Annotated in this window: 14 protein-coding genes; 9 read left to right on the forward strand and 5 right to left on the reverse strand. The window is 69.8% G+C overall.

Annotated features, from left to right (window positions below):
* Positions 1–462: 462 nt before the first annotated feature.
* Complete coding sequence (locus tag ACFYMU_RS05130; RefSeq protein ID WP_388369121.1) at positions 463–1,983, reverse strand: ISL3 family transposase; 1,521 nt, start codon at positions 1,981–1,983, stop codon at positions 463–465.
* Between the two features lie 157 nt (positions 1,984–2,140).
* On the opposite strand from ACFYMU_RS05130, the gene ACFYMU_RS05135 reads away from it, so the two are divergent.
* The 5 genes from ACFYMU_RS05135 (at position 2,141) to ACFYMU_RS05155 (ending at position 13,834) form a co-directional block, all read left to right on the forward strand.
* Positions 2,141–2,317, forward strand: coding sequence for a hypothetical protein (locus tag ACFYMU_RS05135; RefSeq protein ID WP_365846583.1), 177 nt, complete (start codon positions 2,141–2,143; stop codon positions 2,315–2,317).
* A gap of 260 nt (positions 2,318–2,577) precedes the next feature.
* Complete coding sequence (locus tag ACFYMU_RS05140) at positions 2,578–3,069, forward strand: hypothetical protein (RefSeq protein WP_388368024.1); 492 nt, start codon at positions 2,578–2,580, stop codon at positions 3,067–3,069.
* A gap of 172 nt (positions 3,070–3,241) precedes the next feature.
* Positions 3,242–4,612, forward strand: a complete 1,371-nt coding sequence (locus tag ACFYMU_RS05145; RefSeq protein WP_388368027.1) for a serine/threonine-protein kinase — start codon at positions 3,242–3,244, stop codon at positions 4,610–4,612.
* A gap of 248 nt (positions 4,613–4,860) precedes the next feature.
* Positions 4,861–8,046: an SNF2-related protein gene (locus tag ACFYMU_RS05150; protein WP_388368030.1), complete on the forward strand. Its 3,186-nt coding sequence runs from the start codon at positions 4,861–4,863 to the stop codon at positions 8,044–8,046.
* A gap of 151 nt (positions 8,047–8,197) precedes the next feature.
* Positions 8,198–13,834: an Eco57I restriction-modification methylase domain-containing protein gene (locus ACFYMU_RS05155; protein WP_388368033.1), complete on the forward strand. Its 5,637-nt coding sequence runs from the start codon at positions 8,198–8,200 to the stop codon at positions 13,832–13,834.
* A gap of 68 nt (positions 13,835–13,902) precedes the next feature.
* Here the strand turns inward: ACFYMU_RS05155 and ACFYMU_RS05160 are convergent, their stop codons facing one another.
* Positions 13,903–14,100: a DUF397 domain-containing protein gene (locus ACFYMU_RS05160; protein ID WP_388368036.1), complete on the reverse strand. Its 198-nt coding sequence runs from the start codon at positions 14,098–14,100 to the stop codon at positions 13,903–13,905.
* A gap of 8 nt (positions 14,101–14,108) precedes the next feature.
* Positions 14,109–14,975 (reverse strand): helix-turn-helix domain-containing protein, encoded by an 867-nt coding sequence (locus ACFYMU_RS05165; protein WP_388369124.1) that lies wholly within the window; start codon positions 14,973–14,975, stop codon positions 14,109–14,111.
* Between the two features lie 166 nt (positions 14,976–15,141).
* Between ACFYMU_RS05165 and ACFYMU_RS05170 the strand changes: the two genes are divergently transcribed.
* From ACFYMU_RS05170 to ACFYMU_RS05185, 4 genes are all read left to right on the forward strand, one after another.
* Positions 15,142–15,621, forward strand: coding sequence for an ATP-binding protein (locus ACFYMU_RS05170; RefSeq protein ID WP_388368038.1), 480 nt, complete (start codon positions 15,142–15,144; stop codon positions 15,619–15,621).
* Between the two features lie 140 nt (positions 15,622–15,761).
* Positions 15,762–16,031 (forward strand): hypothetical protein, encoded by a 270-nt coding sequence (locus tag ACFYMU_RS05175; protein ID WP_388368041.1) that lies wholly within the window; start codon positions 15,762–15,764, stop codon positions 16,029–16,031.
* A gap of 46 nt (positions 16,032–16,077) precedes the next feature.
* Positions 16,078–16,647: a DUF6879 family protein gene (locus ACFYMU_RS05180; RefSeq protein WP_388368044.1), complete on the forward strand. Its 570-nt coding sequence runs from the start codon at positions 16,078–16,080 to the stop codon at positions 16,645–16,647.
* Between the two features lie 166 nt (positions 16,648–16,813).
* On the forward strand, positions 16,814–17,518 hold the full coding sequence (locus tag ACFYMU_RS05185) for a methionyl-tRNA formyltransferase (protein ID WP_388368047.1): 705 nt from the start codon (positions 16,814–16,816) through the stop codon (positions 17,516–17,518).
* Positions 17,519–17,540: 22 nt separating this feature from the next.
* On the opposite strand, the gene ACFYMU_RS05190 is transcribed toward ACFYMU_RS05185, so the two are convergent.
* Both ACFYMU_RS05190 and ACFYMU_RS05195 read right to left on the reverse strand, forming a co-directional pair.
* On the reverse strand, positions 17,541–19,694 hold the full coding sequence (locus tag ACFYMU_RS05190) for a tetratricopeptide repeat protein (protein ID WP_388368050.1): 2,154 nt from the start codon (positions 19,692–19,694) through the stop codon (positions 17,541–17,543).
* A complete protein-coding gene (locus tag ACFYMU_RS05195; protein ID WP_388368052.1) occupies positions 19,691–20,101 on the reverse strand; it encodes a hypothetical protein in 411 nt (136 codons plus the stop codon). Before ACFYMU_RS05195 ends, ACFYMU_RS05190 begins: the two co-directional genes overlap by 4 nt.
* Between the last annotated feature and the right edge of the window lie 37 nt (positions 20,102–20,138).

The following is a 20,138-nucleotide window of genomic DNA, read 5'->3' on the forward strand; positions in this document are numbered from 1 at the left end:
CGTCAGCCCGCCCCCTTGCGCGTACCGCATGAGACCGTCGTACCGCAGGGATCACACCCCGTCACCACCCCGGACATCGCGCATTCAACCTGAGTAATGGGTGAGGAGTCTGTCACGCTCAGCACTCTCGGCGTACATCGACCGAAACGGCCTGGGTCGCCCTCGCCGTGCTCACCGAGGCAGAAACCGCCGGGCACAACATGGCACCGTCCTCGACCGTGCCCGCCGTGGGGCAGCGCATGTTGGATGATGAACGCAACCCTGCCCGTGCGCTGGCTTGGTGCGCGCGGCAGCCTCGGCCAACGCCGAGCAACCAGTCTCCGGGTTGAAGGAGCCAAGGTCCGTAGGGTGGCGCAACACTCTCTGTGCAGACTGATGTCGGCGACGGGTGAATCCTGGTTCTGGATCACTTTCCGTGCAACGCTGACAGATGGTCACGGCCCCGCGCCGACCGCCGTACGGTCACCCGGCCAGAAGGACGCGCTTGCGGAGCAGAGCCAAGCCCGCACGGCCGAACATCTGCCGCTTCAGCATCTTGATCCGGTTCACCTGCCCCTCCACCGCTCCCGAGCTGAACGGCAACCTCAGCCCCGCCTCCACCGCCCGCAGATCACACCCGATCCCGTTCACGAACGACAACAGCTCAGGCAGGCTGCTGGCCTTCACGCTGTCGATCCAGGTCGCGAGCTTCTCGCCGGCGCGCGTGTTCATCATCTCGGCGAAGGCCCGGACGTGCTCTGCGGTGGCGTTGAGCTCGGGGCACCGGGCCAGGAGGTCCTTGAGCTGCAGGGTCTCGTCCTGGGTGAGGTTGTCGGGGTGCCGAGTGATCCAGCTGGTTACGTCCCGGACCGACGGGGGCCGCCTCCGGTCGGCGGGCTTGGTCCCGGCGCGCAAGGGTTTGAGATAGTCGCGGACCACCGAGTAGCCGCCGCGAAAGCCCGCGGCCTTGATCTCGTCGGAGAGCTTCTTGGCGCTGGTGCAGCCCTCTTGCCACCGCTGGTGAAGGTAGGGCTTGTCGTCATCGAGGATGCTCGCACGGCCCTGCCATTTGCCCTCGCTCAGCTCCTCGGCCGTGGCCGCGCGGGCGAACTTGCGCACGGTATTGCCGGCCAGGCCGAGCTCGCGGCTGATCGCACGCAGGGTGAGCCCTCTCCCGATCAGGGCGTGTATCTCCCGATGGCGATCGCGGGTGCGGTCGGCGCAACGGTGGGCGCTTCGGTCCGACTTCGCGGCATCGGTGATCTTCTCCAACTCGGCGATCGCGGCGGCGGACGCCTCCGGACCGGGCGCTGGTTCAGGGGCCCGCAGCTGAGTGGAGTGCCTGGCCACGCAGCGTTCCACGGCTTCGGTGAGGTTGTGGTAGAGGTGCCAGCGGTCTGCGACTTGCACGGCATCGGGGGCTCCGAGGCGGGCGCCTTCGGCGTAGCCGCTGGCGCGGTCTCGGCAGATGATCTCGACGCCGGGGTGGTCGGCCAGCCAGCGGGCCAGGGTCGCCGATTCGCGGTCAGGAAGCAGATCGATCGGGCGGCGGGTCTCGACGTCGATCAGCACAGTGCCGTAGACGTGGCCCTTGCGCAGGGCGAAGTCGTCGACGCCGAGCACGCGCGGCGTCACGGTCGACGGATCGGGCAGGGCCCGGATCAGCCGCAATAGAGTGGAACGGCTGACGTCGGCGCTCAGCACTTCGGCCAGCCTGGCGCCGGCTCGTCCGGCCAGCATCAGCGCGACCACCTGCAAGACGGTGTGCAGCCGCTGACTGCGCCGCCCGTGCCGGAAGGTGAGTCCGTCGATCTGCTCGACGAACGTCACTCGGGGGCAAGCCGCTACCAGGCACCGGAAACGCCGGACCCGCAGGTGCACGACCACCGGTCGCCCACCCACCGCAGCGTCCGCCAAGCGACGCTCGTAACCGCTGTGGACCCGCCGCGATGTTGCCCCGCAACCTGGGCAGGCGGCGTCGCCCGCGCGCGAACGGCCCGTCAGGTGATCGCTTCCTCACACAGCTCGACGTCGTCGACCTGCAGGCCGTCCAGGTCGGCGAACAGGACATCCTCCACCTCTATATCGCTCACAGACCTGGATCGTCAGGTACGCGGCGACGACGGCGCGGGGAAGCACCGAAAGTGATCACAAGTCGTCGTTGTCGTTCGTGAACGGGATCGGGTGTGATCTGCGGGCGGTGGAGGCGGGGCTGACGTTGCCGTTCAGCTCGGGAGCGGTGGAGGGGCAGGTGAACCGGATCAAGATGCTGAAGCGGCAGATGTTCGGCCGTGCGGGCTTGGCTCTGCTCCGCAAGCGCGTCCTCCTGGCCGGGTGACCGTACGGCGGCCGGGGCGGGCCCGTGACCATCCGTCAGCGTTGCACGGAAAGTGATCCAAAACCAGATTTCGGCCGCCGCCGACAGGGGCGGTCCCCGTGAGACCGCCCCCACACGACCGAAGCCGCGCTACACTCCGGCCGCCCGGCGAAAGACCAGGTCAGACAGCGAAATCCTGCTGGAGTACTAGGGTGTGGCGTCGGCACGTGCGGGTCGACGAGGTGCGGCGCGGAGCCGACCGCACGGTGCGGGAAGAGGGTATGGCGACTCATCTGGTGATCATCAGCGACCGCGAACCGCTGGCGTGGGTGTTGCGGACCCAGCGGATGGCCTTTCCGGCCGGCCGAGCCACGAGCGGCCTGCCCGCCGAGGGCGACCAGGCCCTTCTGTACACGACGCGGGGCTGCTACCGAAATCCGCCGCGTGACCGCGGCCGGGTCATGGGACTGGCCGTCGTCACGTCGCCCGTCCACACGCTCCCCGAGCCGGTTGTATTCGGTGAGAGGCGGTTCACCTCGGGGTGTGCCCTGCATGTCGAAGGCCTAGCGCCGGTGCGCGAGGGTGTCGTGCTCGCCGACCTGGTGCCGCAGCTGGAGGTCTTCCCGGACGAGCGTTCCTGGAGCGTGCGCATGCGGCGGGCCTCGCTCCCGCTTCCGGCAGCGGACGCGGAACTCTTGACCCGTGAACTCCGACCGTTTCTCGGACCGCGATCGGAACGCCTCGCCGACTACACGGGGGACCGAGTGGCATGACGGAACCTGATCGGAACCGGCCGATCACGACCGCCGCTTCCGTACACTGATCGACACGCTGTGTGCGTGGCCGGCGGGACGCGGCCGTCCGGGAACCGCATAGGCTCCCGGAGCGTTCCTCTGCCGTCGGCCGGATCTGATCCGAAGACGAGGGGCGGGGACGCAGAGCGGCATGCAGGCGTTGGACACGGAGAAGGACCCGGCCGTACTGGGCCCGTTCGAGCTGCTCGCCGTGCTCGGTCAGGGGGGCATGGGCAGGACCTACCTGGCGCGGCGGCTGCGGCTGGCGGACCTCCCACCGGAGCTGGAAGCGGCGTATCACCTGACGGACGTCGACCAGCGGCCGGACGGCGGTCCTGTGCTCGCCGCCGTCAAGGTGATCAAGCCGGACACACTGACGGACGGTAGCGAGCACTCGGAGCAGCAGGCGCGTGCCCGCTTCGGGCAGGAGATCGAGACGATGCGGGCCGTCGTCAGCTCCCGGGTGCCATCCCTCCTCGCGTCGGACGCCGACGCGGCCCTGCCCTGGCTGGCCATGGACTACGTGCACGGCCCGACCCTCCACCGGCTCGTGCACGCGTGCGGCCCTCTGGAGGTGGGCCCGTACGCGGCGCTCGGCCTCGCACTCGTCGAGGCGCTGCGTGCCATCCACGAAGTGAAGCTGCTACATCGGGACCTCAAGCCGGGCAACATCGCGATCGGTCCGGACGGCCCGGTGGTACTCGACTTCGGCCTGGCGGTGCTGACCGAGCGTGACAGTGCCGAGGCGCTGACGAAGACCGGTACGGGGTTCGGGACCCTGGCCTACATGTCGCTGGAGCAGGCGACCGATGCCAAGCACGTCCAGGAGCCAGCCGACATCTACTCCCTCGGAGCAGTGCTCTACTTCGCCGCAGCGAGGCGGGACGCCTTCCCCCACGGTCCTATTCCCGTCGAGCCCGGCTGGGAGCGGGTACCGCCGCCCTTCGTGCCGCTGCTCGCCCGGATGCTGGTGCACGTCGCGGTCCAGCGGCCGCTGCTCAGCGAGATCGAGCAGGGTCTGGTGCAGCTGCTCGCCCAACACGGCCTCACCCCTCAGGACGCGGCCGGGCAGCTCCGGGCCCTGGTCGACGCCTCCGGGCTCGTCCCGGTCCTGCCCGCCGGCGCGCTCGCCGACGACACCGACCCCGAGGCACGACTGGCCGCCCAGCGGGCCGTGGACGAGGGCGACCGCCCGGACGCGCCGTGGGCCTCGGCCGACGACCTCTTCGCCGAGTTCCTGGCCGAGGAGGACGCGGCGGAGGAACTTCCGGCGGCGGCCAAAGACGCGGACGCCCCTCTCCCCGCCGCTCCCGCCGAGTACGTACCGACCGGCGGGGACCAGGATGCGCGGCAGGCACCCGAGGACGGGGCATCCGCCGAGGACCCCGCCAAGGTCACCAGTTACCCTCTGGCCCCGCCGGACCCGGTACCGGCGGAGCCCGCGGCCTCCGGCCCGCCTCCAGCCGCGCTCCGAGCGGCGGAGTCGCTGCGGCGCGCGTACGCGCACAGCGGACGTCTGTGACCCGGAGGCCTGCCGGGAACACCGGGAGCCGCTGCCTCGGGCGACGGCCCGGCCTTGCGGCTGGCGCCGCCCGCGGCACGTGACGCCGTCGCCCCCTCCCCTACGCATCCCGTCCGCGTCGCCGTGACCGATTCCGGGGTGCCCGCCCGGTCGGAGAGCGGCGAACGGTACAAAGGAACACTCACGCCGAGACCGCACCCGCGACCCGGGGTCGTGCCGTGCGGTGTCCGTCGAAAGGAACGTCCGCCATGTCCGAGACCGCCTCCGGTCTTCCCTCCGGCGCGCCCCCGGCCGGGACGCTGATCGAGGTCCGGGACGAGGAGTGGCTGGTACGCAGCAGCAGTGAGGTGCGCACGGGCCAGTATGCGATCGACGCGATCGGCGCCTCCGAGCTGGTCCGCGGGCACACGGCGCGGTTCCTCACCGCGCTCGACGGCATGCCGCGGATCCTGCGCCCGGAGGACACCTGCCTGGTGGCGGACGAATCCGACGGCTACCGGGTCGGCCGGCTCTTCCTCGAAGCGGTGCGGCGCAGGTTGCCGCTCCCGCAGAGCGAGCAGGGCCTCGCGCTGACCGAGGGCTTCCTGCTGGACCGGCTGGACTACCAGTCACGGCCCGCCGTGAAGGCGCTGGCCAACCGCTTCCAGCCGCGCCTGCTGATCGGCGACGTCGTGGGCCTGGGCAAGACGCTGGAGATCGGGATCCTGCTGGGGGAGCTGATCCGGCGCGGCCGTGGTGAACGCATCCTGGTGGTGACGCCGGCCCCCGTCCTGGAACAGTTTCAGCACGAGATGTGGACGCGGTTCTCCCTGCCGCTGGTCCGCCTGGACAGTGTGGGCATCTCGCGGATCGAGCGGAAGATCCCGGTGGGGCGCAACCCGTTCACGTACTACAAGCGCGTCATCGTCTCAATGGACACCCTGAAGAACCAGAAGCGGTACGGGCCGTGGCTCCGGGATGTCGAGTGGGACGCCGTGGTGATAGACGAGTCCCACAACCTCCTCAACCGGGGAAGCGGCCGCCGGGAACTCGCCGAGCTGCTGGCCGAGAAGACCGACGCGCTGGTGCTGGCGAGTGCCACCCCGCACAACGGCGACATGCGCGCCTTCACGGGCCTGGTACGGCTCCTGGACCCGATGGCGGTGCGGGACGCCGCCCGTCCCCGGGCCGAGGAGCTGCACCATCTGATGGTGCGGCGTACCAAGGTGAGCCACGAGGTCGCACGGGTGCTGAAGGACAAGTGGGCGCCGCGCGGCGAGTCCCGCCCACTGCGGGTGACGGCGAGCGAGCTGGAGGAGGAGGTCTTCGGCGAGCTGGCGAAGGTCTGGCTGGCCAACCCCGGACAGGGCCGGTCCGACGCCCGGGGCGACGAGCATCTGTTCCCCTACGTGCTGCTGAAGTCGTTCCTCTCCTCGCACCGAGCGCTGTTCGCGACGGCCCGCGAGAAACTGGCCAAACTGGGGCACGCGCTGCCCGAGGGCCACAAGTACGTGACGGACCCCTCCCCGCAGGATCCGATGGATTCCCCCGCTCGCGAGGTGGCCTCCCTGCTGCGCCTCACCGAGCTGGCCCGCCGGATCGAGCGGGCGGCAGCGGATGGTACGGGCGCCACTGCGAAGCTCACCGGGCTCGTCGCCGAACTGCGGGACCACGTCAAGGTGGGGCCGGGTCGCGCGGCCCGCGCCGTCGTGTTCTCCGAGCGCCGCGAGACCCTCAACTGGCTCGGCACGGTGCTGCCGCCGCTGCTGGGCTGGACGGACCCGAAGGACGGCGAGGCTGCCGTCAAGGTGATGCACAGCGAGGTCTCCGACACGGTCCAGATGGGTTACGTCGACGAGTTCGCCCGCGCGGGCGGGGACATCCGCGTGCTGCTCACCGGTGACGGCGCCTCCGAGGGCGTCAACCTGCACCGCCAGTGTCACCACCTGGTCCACTGGGACCTGCCGTGGAGCCTGATCCGGGTCGAGCAGCGCAACGGCCGCATCGACCGCTACGGCCAGACCCGGCCGCCCGAGTTCCGTGCCCTGCTGCTCACCAGCGCGGTCGAGGGGGCGCTCGACGACCGGACCGTCGCGGAGAAGGTGCTGGCCCGTGAGGCCAGGGTGCACGAGGTGCTGGGCGCGGTGGAGGCCGTCACCCGGGAGAACGACGGGGCCCGCGAGGAGCGCAGGGTCATGGAGGCGCTGCTGGGCCGGGCCACACCCGAGGAGGCCGTCGCCGACCTGGAGGCGATCCCGGTGGAGGCGTTCGAGACGGGTGGAGCCGGTGGAGCGGTCGAGGGTGGCGGGGCATCGGGTACGGACGCCGCCGCGCCGCCGGTGGAGCGGCTGACGATGAGCGAGTTCGGCACCGGACCCGCGCCCGCCGACGGCCCGGCTCATGTCGTGGCGTCGACGGACGGTACGTCGGAGGGGAGCACCTTCGGCACCGACTCCGACCTGGACCTGGACATCGACCTGGACGACTTCGGGGACTTCGCACCGACGGCGCACGGTGAGGGGCTAGCTGACGACAGTGGTGCGGGTACGGGCTCGCCGGAATCCCCCGCCTCGGACATCCCCACGGTGGAGGAGCTGCGCTTCTTCTCCACCTCCCCGGAGCGCAACCGGCAGGAGTTCGTCCTGGCGGGCCTCGCCGAGCTGCCGGACCTCGGCGGGCTGCGGGCGGGACTCACCGTCGCCGGCACCGACCTGAGCTTCGAGCCGCCGCGGGATCTCGCCGACCGATTCGACGTCCTGCCGCCCGGGTACGTCCGCGAGCAGGGCATCACGAGGCGGATCAGTCTCACCTTCAGCCGAGAGGACGCCGCCGACTCCCTGCGGCGCGCCCGGGAGGACGCAGGTTCGACCTCGCTGTGGCCGGACGCGCACTACGTAGGCGAGTTGCACCCGGTGGTGGAGTGGATCACCGACAAGGTGCTGGTGGAGTACGGCCGCCAGCAGGCCCTGGTGCTCCAAGTGGGGCCGGAGAAGGCGCCGGACCCGGTGTTCCTGACGCAGGGGGTGTGGTCCAACGCGGAGGGCCGCCCCACCGCCGTGGCCTGGCTCGCCGTCGACCGGCTCGGCACCTCCGCGCCCCGCGTCCGCGAGCTGACCCCCGCGTTGCTCACCGCGCTCGGGGTGGGCCCAGACATGCGGGACCACTGGACACCCTCCGACCCGGAGACGCTGCGGCCGCTGGTGCCGCTCGCCGTGGCGGAGACCCGGCGGGCGATGGAGCGGGTCAGGAAGGTGGCGGAGGAGCTGGTGGACTCCCCGCTGCACGACCTCGAACGCGGGATCGGCGAATGGCGGGAGCAGACGCTGCCGGGGTTCGAGGGCGGCAAGCCCAAGCAGCGGGAGGCGGCGGACCGGCTGGCCCGGATCGCCGCCCGGCTGCGGACCGCCGGCGAGCCCATGGTCCGGGTCCTGGCCGTCCTGGAGGCCGGCTCATGACCGGGTCCGTCACCTGCCGCGCCCCAGACCGCCCGGCCACCTCCCGGCTGATCTGCGGCCTAGCGGCCCACGGGCCCCTCCCCCTCTTCCCGGCGGTGCCGCGACCGCCCCTGTCCTCCCCCGGTCCGAGCAGCGAGCAGGAGCCGCAGGCATGACGTTCGACTCCCTGATCAACGAGAGCGAGTACTTCCCCTCGTTCTATCTGGACGACATCCTGCCCAAGGAGCTCGCGAGCGGTCCGCTGAAGGAGTGGGCGGCGCTGGAGCGGCAGGGTGTGACCACCCCCCGGCAGGCGCTGCGCGACCTGACCCGTCCGTACATGGACGTACGGGCCGTGCTCGGACCGGAGGCGGACAAGTACAACCGGCTGCCGTACGCGCCCGCCATGGCGGCGCAGCTCGCGGCGGCCGAGGTGCTGAGAGCGGTCGGCGCGGACGCCGAGCCCCCGGCCTTCCAGCCCGCGGGGGCCCGCCCCGACGAGCCGGACGAGACGGTGGAGGACGAGTGGCGGACGGCGCTGGACGGCTGGCACCGCCGGCTGCTGTCCGCGCTGGGATTCAGCCCCTCCCCCGGCCACTTCACCGTCCGCACTCCGACCGGACCCGTCGCCGCCCCCGTCGCCCACCACGAACCCGGGATCGTCGTCCTGACCGGCGGCTTCGCCGAGGACCTGGACGCCACCCGGGGCGACGGCACCGCGAACCTGCTCCCGGTACCCGTGCGGGTGTCCGCGTCGAAGACCCTCACCACCGTCCGTGAGCTGGCGTCCTGGCTGCTGAACGCGGAGAACGCGCCCCGGTACGCGCTGCTGCTCTTCGGCGGCGTGGTGATCCTCGCCGACCGGCACGCCTTCTCCCGGGGCCGCTATCTGGCGGTGAACCTGGACACCGCGCTGCCCCGCAAGGCCGCCAAGGGCGCGCGGGCGAACGAGATCGACCTCATCGCGGCGGTCTTCGCGGCCGACTCGCTGCGCCCCGGCGAGAACGGCTCGGACGACGGCATCGCCCGCCTGGTCGCCGCCTCCCGGGACCACTCGGAGGGCGTCACCGACAAGCTCCGCATCGGCCTGCAGAAGTCCGTGCAGCTCATCGCCAACGAGGTCTTGGCCCGGGCCCGCATCGAGCACAGCGTGCACCCCGAGGACCTGCCCGAATGGCTGCCCGACGTGCTGCGGGAGCCCGGCGACCTGCCGCGCCTGCTGACAGAGGAGTCGCTGCGCTACCTGTACCGGATCCTGTTCCTGCTGTACGCGGAGGCCCGGCCGGAGCTGAACATCCTGCCGGTGAAGTCCGAGGCGTACGCCGCCGGTTACAGCGTGGCCCGGCTGCGTGAGCTGGTCGTACCGGAGAAGCTGGGCAGCGCCTCCCGCCGGGGCCACCACTTCCACGAGTCCCTCGCCCTGCTGTTCAAGCAGGTTTACCACGGGCATCCGCTGGCCGGGACCGTCACCGACCGTGCCTCGGCCTCCGTCCTCGCGGAGGAGGCACCGACGCTCGCCGCCGACGACGGCCACGACGACGTCCGTGTCGAGGCCCTGCGTTCCAGCCTGTTCGACCCGGAATCGCTGAAGCTGGTAGGCCGGTGCGTCCGCTACCCGCACCGGGCGCGCCCCGACGGCTCCCCCGCCCCCGCCAAGCCGCTGGACCTGCGCCTGCGCAACGAGGTGCTGCACCAGGTGCTGCGCCATCTGACCCTGGTGGAGGGCAAGGGCAAGGGACGCGGCGGCTTCATCAGCTACGCGAACCTGAGCATCAACCACCTCGGCGCGGTGTACGAGGGCCTGATGTCGTACTCGGGTTTAGTCGCCACCGAGCCGCTGTACGAGGTCGCCAAGGGCGGCAACCCCGAGGGCGGGAGCTGGCTGATCAACAAGGCCCAGGTGCGTTCCGGGCTATACCGGGACACACCGGGTGACAGCGTGTTCGTCAAGGCGGAGGGCATCAATCCGGAGACCGGCGTACCGGACTCGGTGGTGCACCGGGTCGGGTCGTACGTCTACCGGCTGGCCGGCCGTGAGCGGCAGACCAGCGCCTCCTACTACACCCCGGAATCCCTCACCCAGGCCACGGTGGAGCAGACCCTGCGCTTCCGGCTCGACGACGAGGGCCGCGTCGATCCCCGAGAGCCGGAGAGGTCCCACGTCAGGGCCGCCGAGGTGCTGCGCTGGCGGGTGTGCGAACCGGCCCTGGGCTCGGGCGCGTTCCTGAACGAGGCCGTGAACCAGCTGGCCGAGCTGTACCTGAGGCTGGCCCAGCACGAGCGGGGCGAGCAGATCGACCCGGAGGAGTATCCGCGCGAGCTGCAGAAGGTGAAGGCGTACATCGCCCTGCACAACGCCTACGGCGTCGACCAGAACGGTACGGCGGTGGAGCTGGCGGAGATCTCTCTGTGGCTGAACACCATGTACCCCGGGATGCGGGCTCCCTGGTACGGGCTGCACCTGCACCGGGGCAACTCGCTCGTCGGCGCGTCCCGGAAGATGTACCCGGGCAAGGGGCTGAGCGAGGGCAGTTGGCTGAAGGCCGGTGACCAGCAGAAGCCGCGCGCGCTGCCGTTCCCCCAGAAGCTGCCGGGGCGGGCCGTTCACCAGTTCCTGTTGCCGGCACTGGGCTGGGGCTCCGTCGCCGAGTCCGTGTCGGTACGCAAGCCGAAGAAGGGCGCGGCCGACCAGACGCCGGTGAGCGTGGTGGCCGGGGCGGTCGCGGAGTGGCTGGAACCCGAGCGTATCGAGGCGCTGAAGCGGTGGCGGTCGCGTATCCGGCGGGCGCCCGAGGGCTCGAAGCCGTCGAAGCGGGCGAGTGCGGCGACTTCGGCCGCGCAGGTCGTGCGGGCGACCCCGCAGGAACGGGCCGCCAAGTCGGAGGCATGGTCCGGGCAGGGGGCGTTCGACCTGGGGCTGGAAATCTGGGAGCAGCCGGGGCTGGAATTCGGCGGCTCCAGCGGTGCCGGAAGCGCGAACGGTTCCGGGGGCTCAGGCTCCCCGGCCGCTCCGGCCACGTCCGTGCCGTCGGCGCGGGCGGCGCGGGCTGAGGTGTCCGCCCGGACCTCCCCAATCGGCGGTGAGGACGACGAGAGGCCGGGCGGGCGGTCCCAGACCGGGCGGCTGATGGCGCTGGCCGAGCGGGTGGAGTACCTGTGGGGCCTGGTCCGGCTCCGCCTGGAACTGTCCGAGCGGGAGATCTCACGGCAGGTTCCCGTGTGGGGCGCGGACGCGCCGTCCGGTGCGCCGGGCGGCCCGGTCATGGACCGCAAAGCGGTGCTCCAGGCCCTGCACGCGGAGGGCAGCCCGTACTGGCGGCTACGGCAGCTCATGGACGCCTGGTGCGCGCTGTGGTTCTGGCCGCTGGAGGAGGTCGCCCTGCTGGACGGCACGGCACCGGACTACTTCCTCGGCGGCCGGGACCTGAAGAGGGTCGCCCGTGGCGGCCAGGACCGCAGGGTGGCCCTGCGGTCGTTGGACGACTGGATCGAGTTCGCCGAGGCCCTCGTCGGCCGCGTCGACGCCGACTCGGAGGCAGAGGCAAAGGCCAAGGGGACGACGTCGCTGTTCGAAATGCCGAAGGTGACCGGCCTACCGGACCTGGACACCTTCGAGCAGGACCTTGACACGCGGATGACCCGGCTGTCGGCCTGGGTGTCCTTCGTCGACCTGGGCAACCTGTTTCCGTGGCACGGGACGGCCGCGCGGATCGCCAAGGAACGGGGGTTCTTCCACTGGGAGCTGGACTTCGCCCACGTGTTCGCGGAGGGCGGGTTCGACGTGATGGTGGGGAACCCGCCGTGGGTCAAGCAGGAGTGGAAGGAGAGCGAGGTCCTCGCCGAGTTCGAGCCGTGGTTCGAGCTTGCGGAGAAGCCGAGCAACGAGGCGTGGGCCGAGCGGAAGTCGGCGGTGCTGGAGCGGGGGGACGCGCGGTCGGCGTTTCTGGGGGAGCTGGCGGGGGCGGCGGGACTCTCCGGTTTCCTGGCCTCGGCTGACGCCCATCCCGAATTGGTCGGCACGCAGCCAGACTTGTACCGGGCTTTCATGTTGCTGTCGTGGAGAGCGACAGGCAGGCGCGGGGTGGCGGGGCTGATTCATCCGGCCACACACTTCACTGGAGCCAAGGAAGGCGCTCTGCGACGGGCTGCGTACCGTCATCTCAGGCTGCACGCCGACTTCGTCAACGCCAAGCTGCTCTTCTCCCCGCCGGTGAGCGACACAACGCATTTCAGTGTCAACGTCTACGGAACAGAGCGCGAAATCTGCTTCCAGCATCTCAGCTGGCTTTTCCACCCTTTGGTTCTCACGGAATCCATCCGTCATGACGGTTCAGGGGAGTCACCTGGCATCAAGCATCAGGGGGCCTGGGACATGCGGCCCCACCTCAATCGGATCGTGACGGTGGACAAAGCGACACTCACCGACTGGCAGAAGCTGACGGGAGACGAAGCGGCTCCTGCCGAGGAATCCAAACTGCTGTTCCCCGTGACCAGGTCCGAGGAGTCGGCCATCTCGGCACTGGCCAGGTGGCCGCACCGACTCGGGGCGCTCCGGCCGCGTATCAGCCCCGGTTTCCACGAGAAGAACGACCGTACGGCGGGATACTTCACCTGGGATTCCGGCCCAGCGGAGGCATGGGAGGACGTGATCCTCCAGGGGCCGTTCTTCGGCATCGCGACACCGTTCGCGAAACGGCCGGTGGAGGGGGCGCGAACCTCGCTTCAGATGGAGACCTGGGATGTCGCGGGGCTTTCGGAAGGGGAGGTGCCGCGTACCAATTACCGGCGACCGGACAGTTGCACGCGTGCGGTATATTTTTCGGCTCTGGGGCGACGTACCTGGGTGGATGAAGAGCTGCAGGAGGACTTGGCAGCCGATGACCGCGTAGGCGAGCTGCTTGCCGCCCGGGGAGATGAACAGGAGCAGAAGGCAACTCTGCTTGAGTGGTCGGCTCGGCCGTACAGTCGGTTCACGAGGCTCGCCTGGCGACGTCAGATCGCGTCGAATACAGAGCGCAGCTTGTTCGCCGCACTCGTTCCGCCCGGACCAGCGCACGTTAATGCCGTGCATAGCGTGTCGTTGCCCACCGAACTCGACACAGTATTGTGCGCTGGGTACTGGTCTGCTTTGCCGCTCGACTATTTCCTGCGCGCAACGGGCCGCTCAGACCTGCAAGTAGGCGAAGCACCAGCCATGCCTGGCCATACGGATGGCCACCCCCTCGCCCCGGCCCTCCTCCTCCGCACCCTGCGTCTCAACGCCCAGACCAACGCCTACTCCCGGCTGTGGTCAAAGCTGTACGAGGCGTCCTGGACTGAGGACGACTGGGCGGCGAAGGACGAGTGGCCGTCCGGCCGACCGGGGCTGTCGGTGGGCGTCGGCCCCGACTGGACGCGGAACACCCCGCTCCGCTCGGAGTTCGACCGGCGTGCCGCCTTGGTCGAGATCGACGCGCTTGTCGCCGTGTGGCTCGGCCTCAGCGAGGACGAGCTGGTCGCCATGTACCGGGCCCGGTTCCCTGTGCTCCAGCAGTACGAGGAGAGCATGTGGTTCGACGCCACGGGGCGGCGGATCGCCAAGGCGCATCAGCAGCACGGCTACGGTCAGCCCAAGGACGCGTGGAAGCAGCTCAGTTCGCATGAGGAATTCCCGCTCGCGGCGAAGGTGCCGGAGGGCTACGAAGGGCCGCTGTACCGGGCGGACCGGGTGAAGGAGATGCGGGCCGCGCATGCGGAGTTCACGCGACGGATGCGAACCGTTGGGTGGGAGCCCGGTGACACCGAGCCTCCCGGCAGCAGCGGGAAGTAGAGCCTCCGGCAACGCACGTGAGCCCTCCCGCCCGAGACGGGTGGCAGGGCTCACGCTGTGTGGCGAGGTCAGACACTCCGGTCGGTCACGGCGAGGGTGACCAGCCCGGCCCACGCCTGCGGGGAGACGGTCACCATCGCGTCACCCGGTCGCTTCGAGTCCCGCACGTGGACGGTTCCCGGAGCGGCGGCGACCTCTACGCATTCGCCGCCTTCCCCGCTGCTGTAACTGCTCTTGAACCACGCCAGATCGTTGGTGTTCGTCATGCCGCCGTTCATCCCTCTCCCAACCGCTTCTCGATGAAGGCCATTGACTCACGCGGCGTCAGCGCCTGTGCACGCAGGATGCCGTACTGGGCCTCGATGTCTCTGACTGCCTCTCGCTCGGTGTAGAGACGACTGTGACGCTGCACCTCCACATAGGCGATCCTGCGCCCTTCATGCGTTTCGATCAAGGTGAACGGGCCTGCCAGTCCACTGTGTTCCTCTCGATCGTGCGGCATCACTTGAATGACGACGTTGCGCCGTTGACCGTGGAGCAGAATCTGCTCCAGTTGGCCCCGCATGACACGTCGACCACCGATCGGCCTCGTGAGCACCGCTTCCTCGATCACGAAGCTCAGCGTCGGCAACGTCTTTCGCGAGAAGATCTCCTGGCGGGCCAGTCGTGCTGAAACACGCTGCTCGATCGTCTCCTCGTCCAACAAGGGTCGGCGCATCCCGAACACCGCGCGGGCGTACTCCTCGGTCTGCAGCAGGCCCGGTACAGCGAGAGCCGCGTAGATGTGCAGTTCAACGGCCACCGCCTCCAACTTCGCCGCATCCCGAAAGAACGCCGGATACTGCGCCCGAGCCACTTCCTCCTTCAGCGCCGACAGCACCCCGCCCGCCCCCAACACCTCATCGGCCCGCTCGATAAACCGACCGGGCGGGATGCGGCGCCCCTGTTCGTAGGACGCGATGCTCGACGCGGAGTAGCCCAGCCGGGCGCCCAGTTCCGCGCGTTCCATGCCCGCCGCCGTTCTCAGCAGCTTCAGCTGGCGACCGAACGCGGCCACCACGCCCGTACCCGGATCATCCTCCGGACGAAAGCCGGCCTCCCCCTCCCCCGCTACCTCGTCCACGCCCCGGCCCAGTTCCATCGGCTCCATCGGCCCTCACCCGCCCGTCCCGTTCACTCGCGCACCGCATGTCGCACACACGGCACGCCCAGCCCCGCAGACAACACCACCGACAACCGCGTACAACCGGCCCGCGTCAGTGCGTCACCACTGGTCACGCTACGCGACAGGGCCGAATGCTGTCCGCATGCCGAAGGAAGCCACCACCCTTACCGGTGACCCCGAATCCCTCGCCCCCGTCCAGCACTTCGGGATGCGGTTCAGCTGCACCCCACGCGGCGCCCGGCTCGCCCGACGACTTGCCGCCGTGCGGTTGGACGCGTGGGGCTGGGCGTACGGCACCGCCGTACACGAGGAGGTGACGCTGATCGTGGGCGAGCTGTGCGCCAACGCCGTGCGGCACGCGCATGTGCCCGGCCGGGACTTCCGGCTGGACCTCGGCGCGCACCCGGGTCCGGTCGGGGCGCCCGTCGTCATCCGAGTGGCCGTCACCGACACCGTCGGCGAACGGCTTCCCGTCGCCCGTCCGGTCAGGCCGCTGGACGACACCGGGCGCGGACTGGTGATCGTGGCAGCGCTCGCCGCCCGCTCGGGATGGCGGCCCCGGGAGGGTCGGGCGCCGGGGAAGACGGTCTGGGCGGAGTACCCGGCGGTCCGTCCCTCCTGACGGCGGCCGCGGTCCGAACTGCATGGCCGTCTGCCCGATGCAGGGGGCGATGTGCTGCGTTGCGTGGCTGAAAGTCGCGTATTGATCTCACATCATGTGTGATCTCAGTTACCTTCGGAAAAATTGAACGGAGGACCGTGATGACTCGGGGCTGGGAAGCCGATCCCTCTTCTCCACTGGTGCGCCGCCTGGGAAAATCACCCGCCGAACTCGGGACCACAGGCGGCGAACAAGGATGTCCGGACATCTGGGAACTGGAGAACGGTGACATCGCCGTCGTGGGCCGCGACCTCACCGACTCCTACCTGACCCGCCTTCCCCCGGGACTTACTGTCGCCCCGGACGAGCGGATCGTCGTCATCCCCCGCAGGACTGCCGTTGCAGCGAAGGCGGATATCCCTGATGCGTAGCCCACAGACCGGCGGCTCCGGTCGGCGTCTCGGACTGGACGACTACATGGAGGACTTCGACCGCTATTTCTGGCGGTCCGGGCCCGAGGGGTTCTGGAAGCTCGAACGCCAGCAAACCTTCCGGGAGCCCGGGGTGCAGAGCTGGGAAGCGTTCCGCCGTGGGGAGTGGGACGAGTCCCTGACGCTGATCGAGGGACAACGGGATCATTATGAGGAGTACTTCCGGCGAATCGCCGGAAGCGGGTTCGCTCTCCACCGCGTTCGCTGCGTGGAGGAGCCCATCTCTCCGTACCTCCAGTGGGAACTCCACCTTCTGCACCTCAAGGCCCAGTACGGGGAGGACACGAGAGTCCTCAGCGGGGACGGAATCCGGCGGTACGAAACGCAGCGCACGCTTCCGGAGATCGTCGTGCTCGGTTCCTTGGTGATGTACGAGGTCCTCTATGACGACGAAGGGGTGCTCGCCGGCGGCGTCCGCTTCGATGATCCTCATCACATCTCCGAGTACCGACAGGTGATCCAGGAGATGCACCGGTCCGGTGAACCGTTGGATGACTTCTTCAGTAGCCATGTCGCCCCGTTGCCTCCGCCGAACCTGGCTGGGGAGCAGGTCTGAGGTGTCGCCGAGGCCACATATGCGCATCATCCTGATTTCATACTCTGCGCAAGGTTTCGCCCTCTTGCGTGGCGTCTGTGAGGAGGCCGGGCACGTGCCCGTCGCCTGTCTGCATGCGCGGTCACTGCGGCCGGGTGGGCCTACGCGCAGTGGTGGGGGCGATGTTGTGGGTGAGATCGTCGATGCGCTGCCGGACGGGATGGATCTGCTCATCCCAGGCCGGAAGGGCATGTTGCCGCACATCGTCGAGGGGTATCGGGCCGATCTCATCGTCTGCTACGGCTTCCCCTGGAAGCTGCCGTCGGCGGTCCTCCGGTCGACGAGTCTGGGCGCGATCAACGTGCACACGTCCATGCTGCCGAAATACCGAGGTCCCATTCCGGTCAACTGGGCAATCAGGAACGGTGACAAGGAAATCGGTGTGAGCATCCACTGGATGGAGAGTGAGTTCGACTCCGGTGGGATCCTGGCTCAGGAGGCGGGGATCGCGTTGGGCGACGATGTCGTCCCCCGGTTGTTGTGGGAAGAGGTCGACCGGTACATCGAGCGGCTTCTTCCTCTGGCGCTCTCGCGGGCCGTAGCCGGTTCCCCTGGTATGCCGCAGGAGGAGGAAGCCGCCACGTACGCGGGATGGATGGAACCCGAGTTCTCGCGGATCGACTGGAGCAACGCCAGAGAAGAGATCCACAACCAGGTGCGCGCCATCCGGTTCGGCAGTTCGGGGCGATCTGGCCCAGTTGCCACGGTGGCCGGCCGTCGGCTGCGGGTTCTGCGCACGTCGTTGCAGCCGGTGGACGGAACAAAGGTAATGTGCGCGGACGGTCCCCTGTGGCTCACGGAGTCCGTACCAGTGGCGGACTCCGAATCCTGAGCGGCTACCGAACCGCCGCGCATCAGCTCGGGGCGGGTGGCGCTGCCTCCGCCAGGGAACGCCGGTACCGGGCGAGTTTGTCCTGGATCACCGTCGTCCACGGGTGCTCCGGGCCGAGAACCCGCTCGCGCCATTCTCTGACGGCCTCCGCCTGTTCGACTGCTTCTTGGTACTCGCCAACCGCGTGCAGGACACTGCTGAGCAGGCTTCGTGCCGCCAGCGTGATGGGGTAGTCCGTTCCGAAGCGGTGTTCGTGTGCCGCCAGCGCATGGCGGGCCAGTATCAGTGCCTCGGCGTGCTGTCCGGTGTTGAACAGTGCTCCCGCGCAGTTGAGTTCGGCCGACAGGGTGATCGGGTGGTCGGCGCCCAGCTCGCGGCGGCAGTCCGCGACCAGGTCCGCTCCCGCCGATACCTCGCGGTCCAGTTCCGGTCCGGGAGGCAGTTCGAGCAGGCATGCCTTCGCCTCCAGTGTCAGCGGGTGCCACGGCCCCAGCAGCGCGGCTCGCCCGGACGCCGCGCGGTGCATCAGCTGGACCGCTTCCGCCGGCTGGCCGATCCAGGTCAGCGGGCGGGACAGGTGGAGGCAGGTGGTCAGAGTGTCGGGCGCCTCGGGACCGCAGACCCGTTCGAGGTCGGCGACCAGACTGCGGTGGAGGTTCGCTGCCTCTTCGAGGCGCCCCAGACGATCGGTCGCTTTCCCGATCCGCTGCCGTAGGCGCAGCACCAGGACATGGTCGTTGCCCAGTCGTCGCCGCGCGAGGTCCGTCGCTTGTTCGGCTGCGGCCAGTGCGGAGGTGTAGTCGCCCGAACGGTGTTGCGCCGTCACCAGGCGCAGGGCACAGGTGACCGCGGATTCGGCGGTGCCGACCGCGGTCTCGGGCCAGGTGATCACGCGACGAAGCAGCGCCAGGACATGGGGGGCGAGGACAGTGAGCCGGCTGTCGCGCAAGCCGCGTTCCGGTGTCGCGGGTAGCGAGCGCAGCAGGATTGCGGCCGCCGCGGCAGCGAGTCCGTCGCGTTCGCCGGCCGGGGTGACGCGCGCGACGCTGTCGAGCAGCACCCCGTGCGTGCGCAGGCTGCGAATGTCGCCGGGGAGGAGTTCGGTGAGGGAGCGATCGAGCAGTCCCCGAAGCGCCAGTTCCACCCGGCCAGCGGGCAGGGGCAGGTCGAGCCGGGCGTCGGCCAGCAGCGACAGGGGCAGAGGATCGTTCGACCAGCAGGCCAGCAGACGGAGCAGGGTGACGGCCTCCGGCAGGTTCTGCTCAACCAGGGAGTTCAGCGAGAGCTGCCACGTTCCGCTGACCAGATGGCGCGAGTCGTTGTCCGCGTCCGTGGCACCCTGGTCGATGAGTTCAATGGGGTCCGAACGCTCCTCCAGACGACGTCCGTACTCCTCCATGGTCCAGGGGCTGATCACCTGGTGGGCCAGGAACCCGCCGGCCAGGGTGAGGGCGAGCGGCAGGCGGCCGAGGCGGTCGGCAATGGCGGCCGCGTCCTCGGCGGAACCCGTTCCGGGGGCCAGGTCGCACAGGACCTGGGCCGCCTCCTCACGCGGCAGGACACCCACGTACAGCAGCTCGGCGGCGGGCCACCAGTGGCCGGCCGCCTGCCGTGTGGTCACGAGGACGGTTCCGCGTGGACTGGTGCGCAGCCAGCCGCCGTCCCGCAGCACCGCTGGATCGTCGGCGTTGTCCAGCACCAGCAGCCACGGCAGGTCGGACCGGTCGAGGTGGTCCCACACCAGGTCGGCGGCCGCGCGCAGGCCGTTGCGTGCAGCCATCAGTTCACCGTCTCCGGCGCCGCGGTCGGCGGCCACCGCGAGCATCCCGGCCCGCAGGGATGCCTGATCGGAGGCGTTGACCCACAGGCCCAGGCGTCCACGTTCCCTGGTGGCGTGGTCAAAGAGTGCGCACGCCACGGCCGTCTTGCCGCACCCTCCCAGGCCGTGCAGGACGAACACGGTGTTTCCGGCGCCCTCGTTCACCGCCTCCTTCAGGCGTCCGACGAGTTCACTGCGGTCCCGGAGAATCGCCGGCGCCCGGCCGATGGGCGGACGCCGCACCGAGTCCGGGCCAGTCCAGGCGGTGCCGTGATGGTGGTGTTCGACGATGTGCTGGTCGCCGGAAGCCTGGTAGACGCGCCCCTGGTCGGTAGCCCGACCGTCGTTTCCGGTCATCGCTGGTCGACGTTCAGGTCACGGCCGGCCTGGTAGACGCGTGAGCTGCCGGAGGCAGTCGCGCATTGGGTGACGGTCACTGTGGTGAGCGTGCCAGGAGCGAGCTCGGTCAGCAGAGAGCGTAGTTCCGCCGCCAGCTCGGGGTGGGCGACGAGGAGACGGCGGATGCGTCCCCGCCACTCCGCCGCGACCTCCCGCTCGGCCTCTTCGTCACCGTCGGCCTGCGCGTCCAGGAGGTCCCGGCGCGAGGTGTCCAGTTGGATGGCGACTCGCTCCTGGTCGTCGGGCCGGACGCGTCCCCACAGCGCGAGCACCCCGTTCCGCACGCCGTTCCACATGTCGGTCGCCAGCAGCGTTGCGATCGTCGTGCCGGCGGTGCCCGCTAAAAGGGTGATCTCCGCGTCCATCCTCTGCCCTCTCTCGATCCGGCCCGGGCTACAACTC

The sequence above is a fragment of the Streptomyces sp. NPDC007264 genome (assembly GCF_042869095.1).
Lineage (GTDB): Bacteria > Actinomycetota > Actinomycetes > Streptomycetales > Streptomycetaceae > Streptomyces.

What these genes read in the sequence shown, in the direction of transcription:
- ACFYMU_RS05140 (WP_388368024.1), top strand. Translation starts at nt 2,578, where the DNA reads ATGGCGACTCATCTGGTGATCATCAGCGACCGCGAACCGCTGGCGTGG.
- ACFYMU_RS05145 (WP_388368027.1), top strand. Translation starts at nt 3,242, where the DNA reads ATGCAGGCGTTGGACACGGAGAAGGACCCGGCCGTACTGGGCCCGTTC.
- ACFYMU_RS05150 (WP_388368030.1), top strand. Translation starts at nt 4,861, where the DNA reads ATGTCCGAGACCGCCTCCGGTCTTCCCTCCGGCGCGCCCCCGGCCGGG.
- ACFYMU_RS05155 (WP_388368033.1), top strand. Translation starts at nt 8,198, where the DNA reads ATGACGTTCGACTCCCTGATCAACGAGAGCGAGTACTTCCCCTCGTTC.
- ACFYMU_RS05160 (WP_388368036.1), bottom strand. Translation starts at nt 14,100, where the DNA reads ATGACGAACACCAACGATCTGGCGTGGTTCAAGAGCAGTTACAGCAGC.
- ACFYMU_RS05165 (WP_388369124.1), bottom strand. Translation starts at nt 14,975, where the DNA reads ATGGAACTGGGCCGGGGCGTGGACGAGGTAGCGGGGGAGGGGGAGGCC.
- ACFYMU_RS05170 (WP_388368038.1), top strand. Translation starts at nt 15,142, where the DNA reads ATGCCGAAGGAAGCCACCACCCTTACCGGTGACCCCGAATCCCTCGCC.
- ACFYMU_RS05175 (WP_388368041.1), top strand. Translation starts at nt 15,762, where the DNA reads ATGACTCGGGGCTGGGAAGCCGATCCCTCTTCTCCACTGGTGCGCCGC.
- ACFYMU_RS05180 (WP_388368044.1), top strand. Translation starts at nt 16,078, where the DNA reads ATGGAGGACTTCGACCGCTATTTCTGGCGGTCCGGGCCCGAGGGGTTC.
- ACFYMU_RS05190 (WP_388368050.1), bottom strand. Translation starts at nt 19,694, where the DNA reads ATGACCGGAAACGACGGTCGGGCTACCGACCAGGGGCGCGTCTACCAG.
- ACFYMU_RS05195 (WP_388368052.1), bottom strand. Translation starts at nt 20,101, where the DNA reads ATGGACGCGGAGATCACCCTTTTAGCGGGCACCGCCGGCACGACGATC.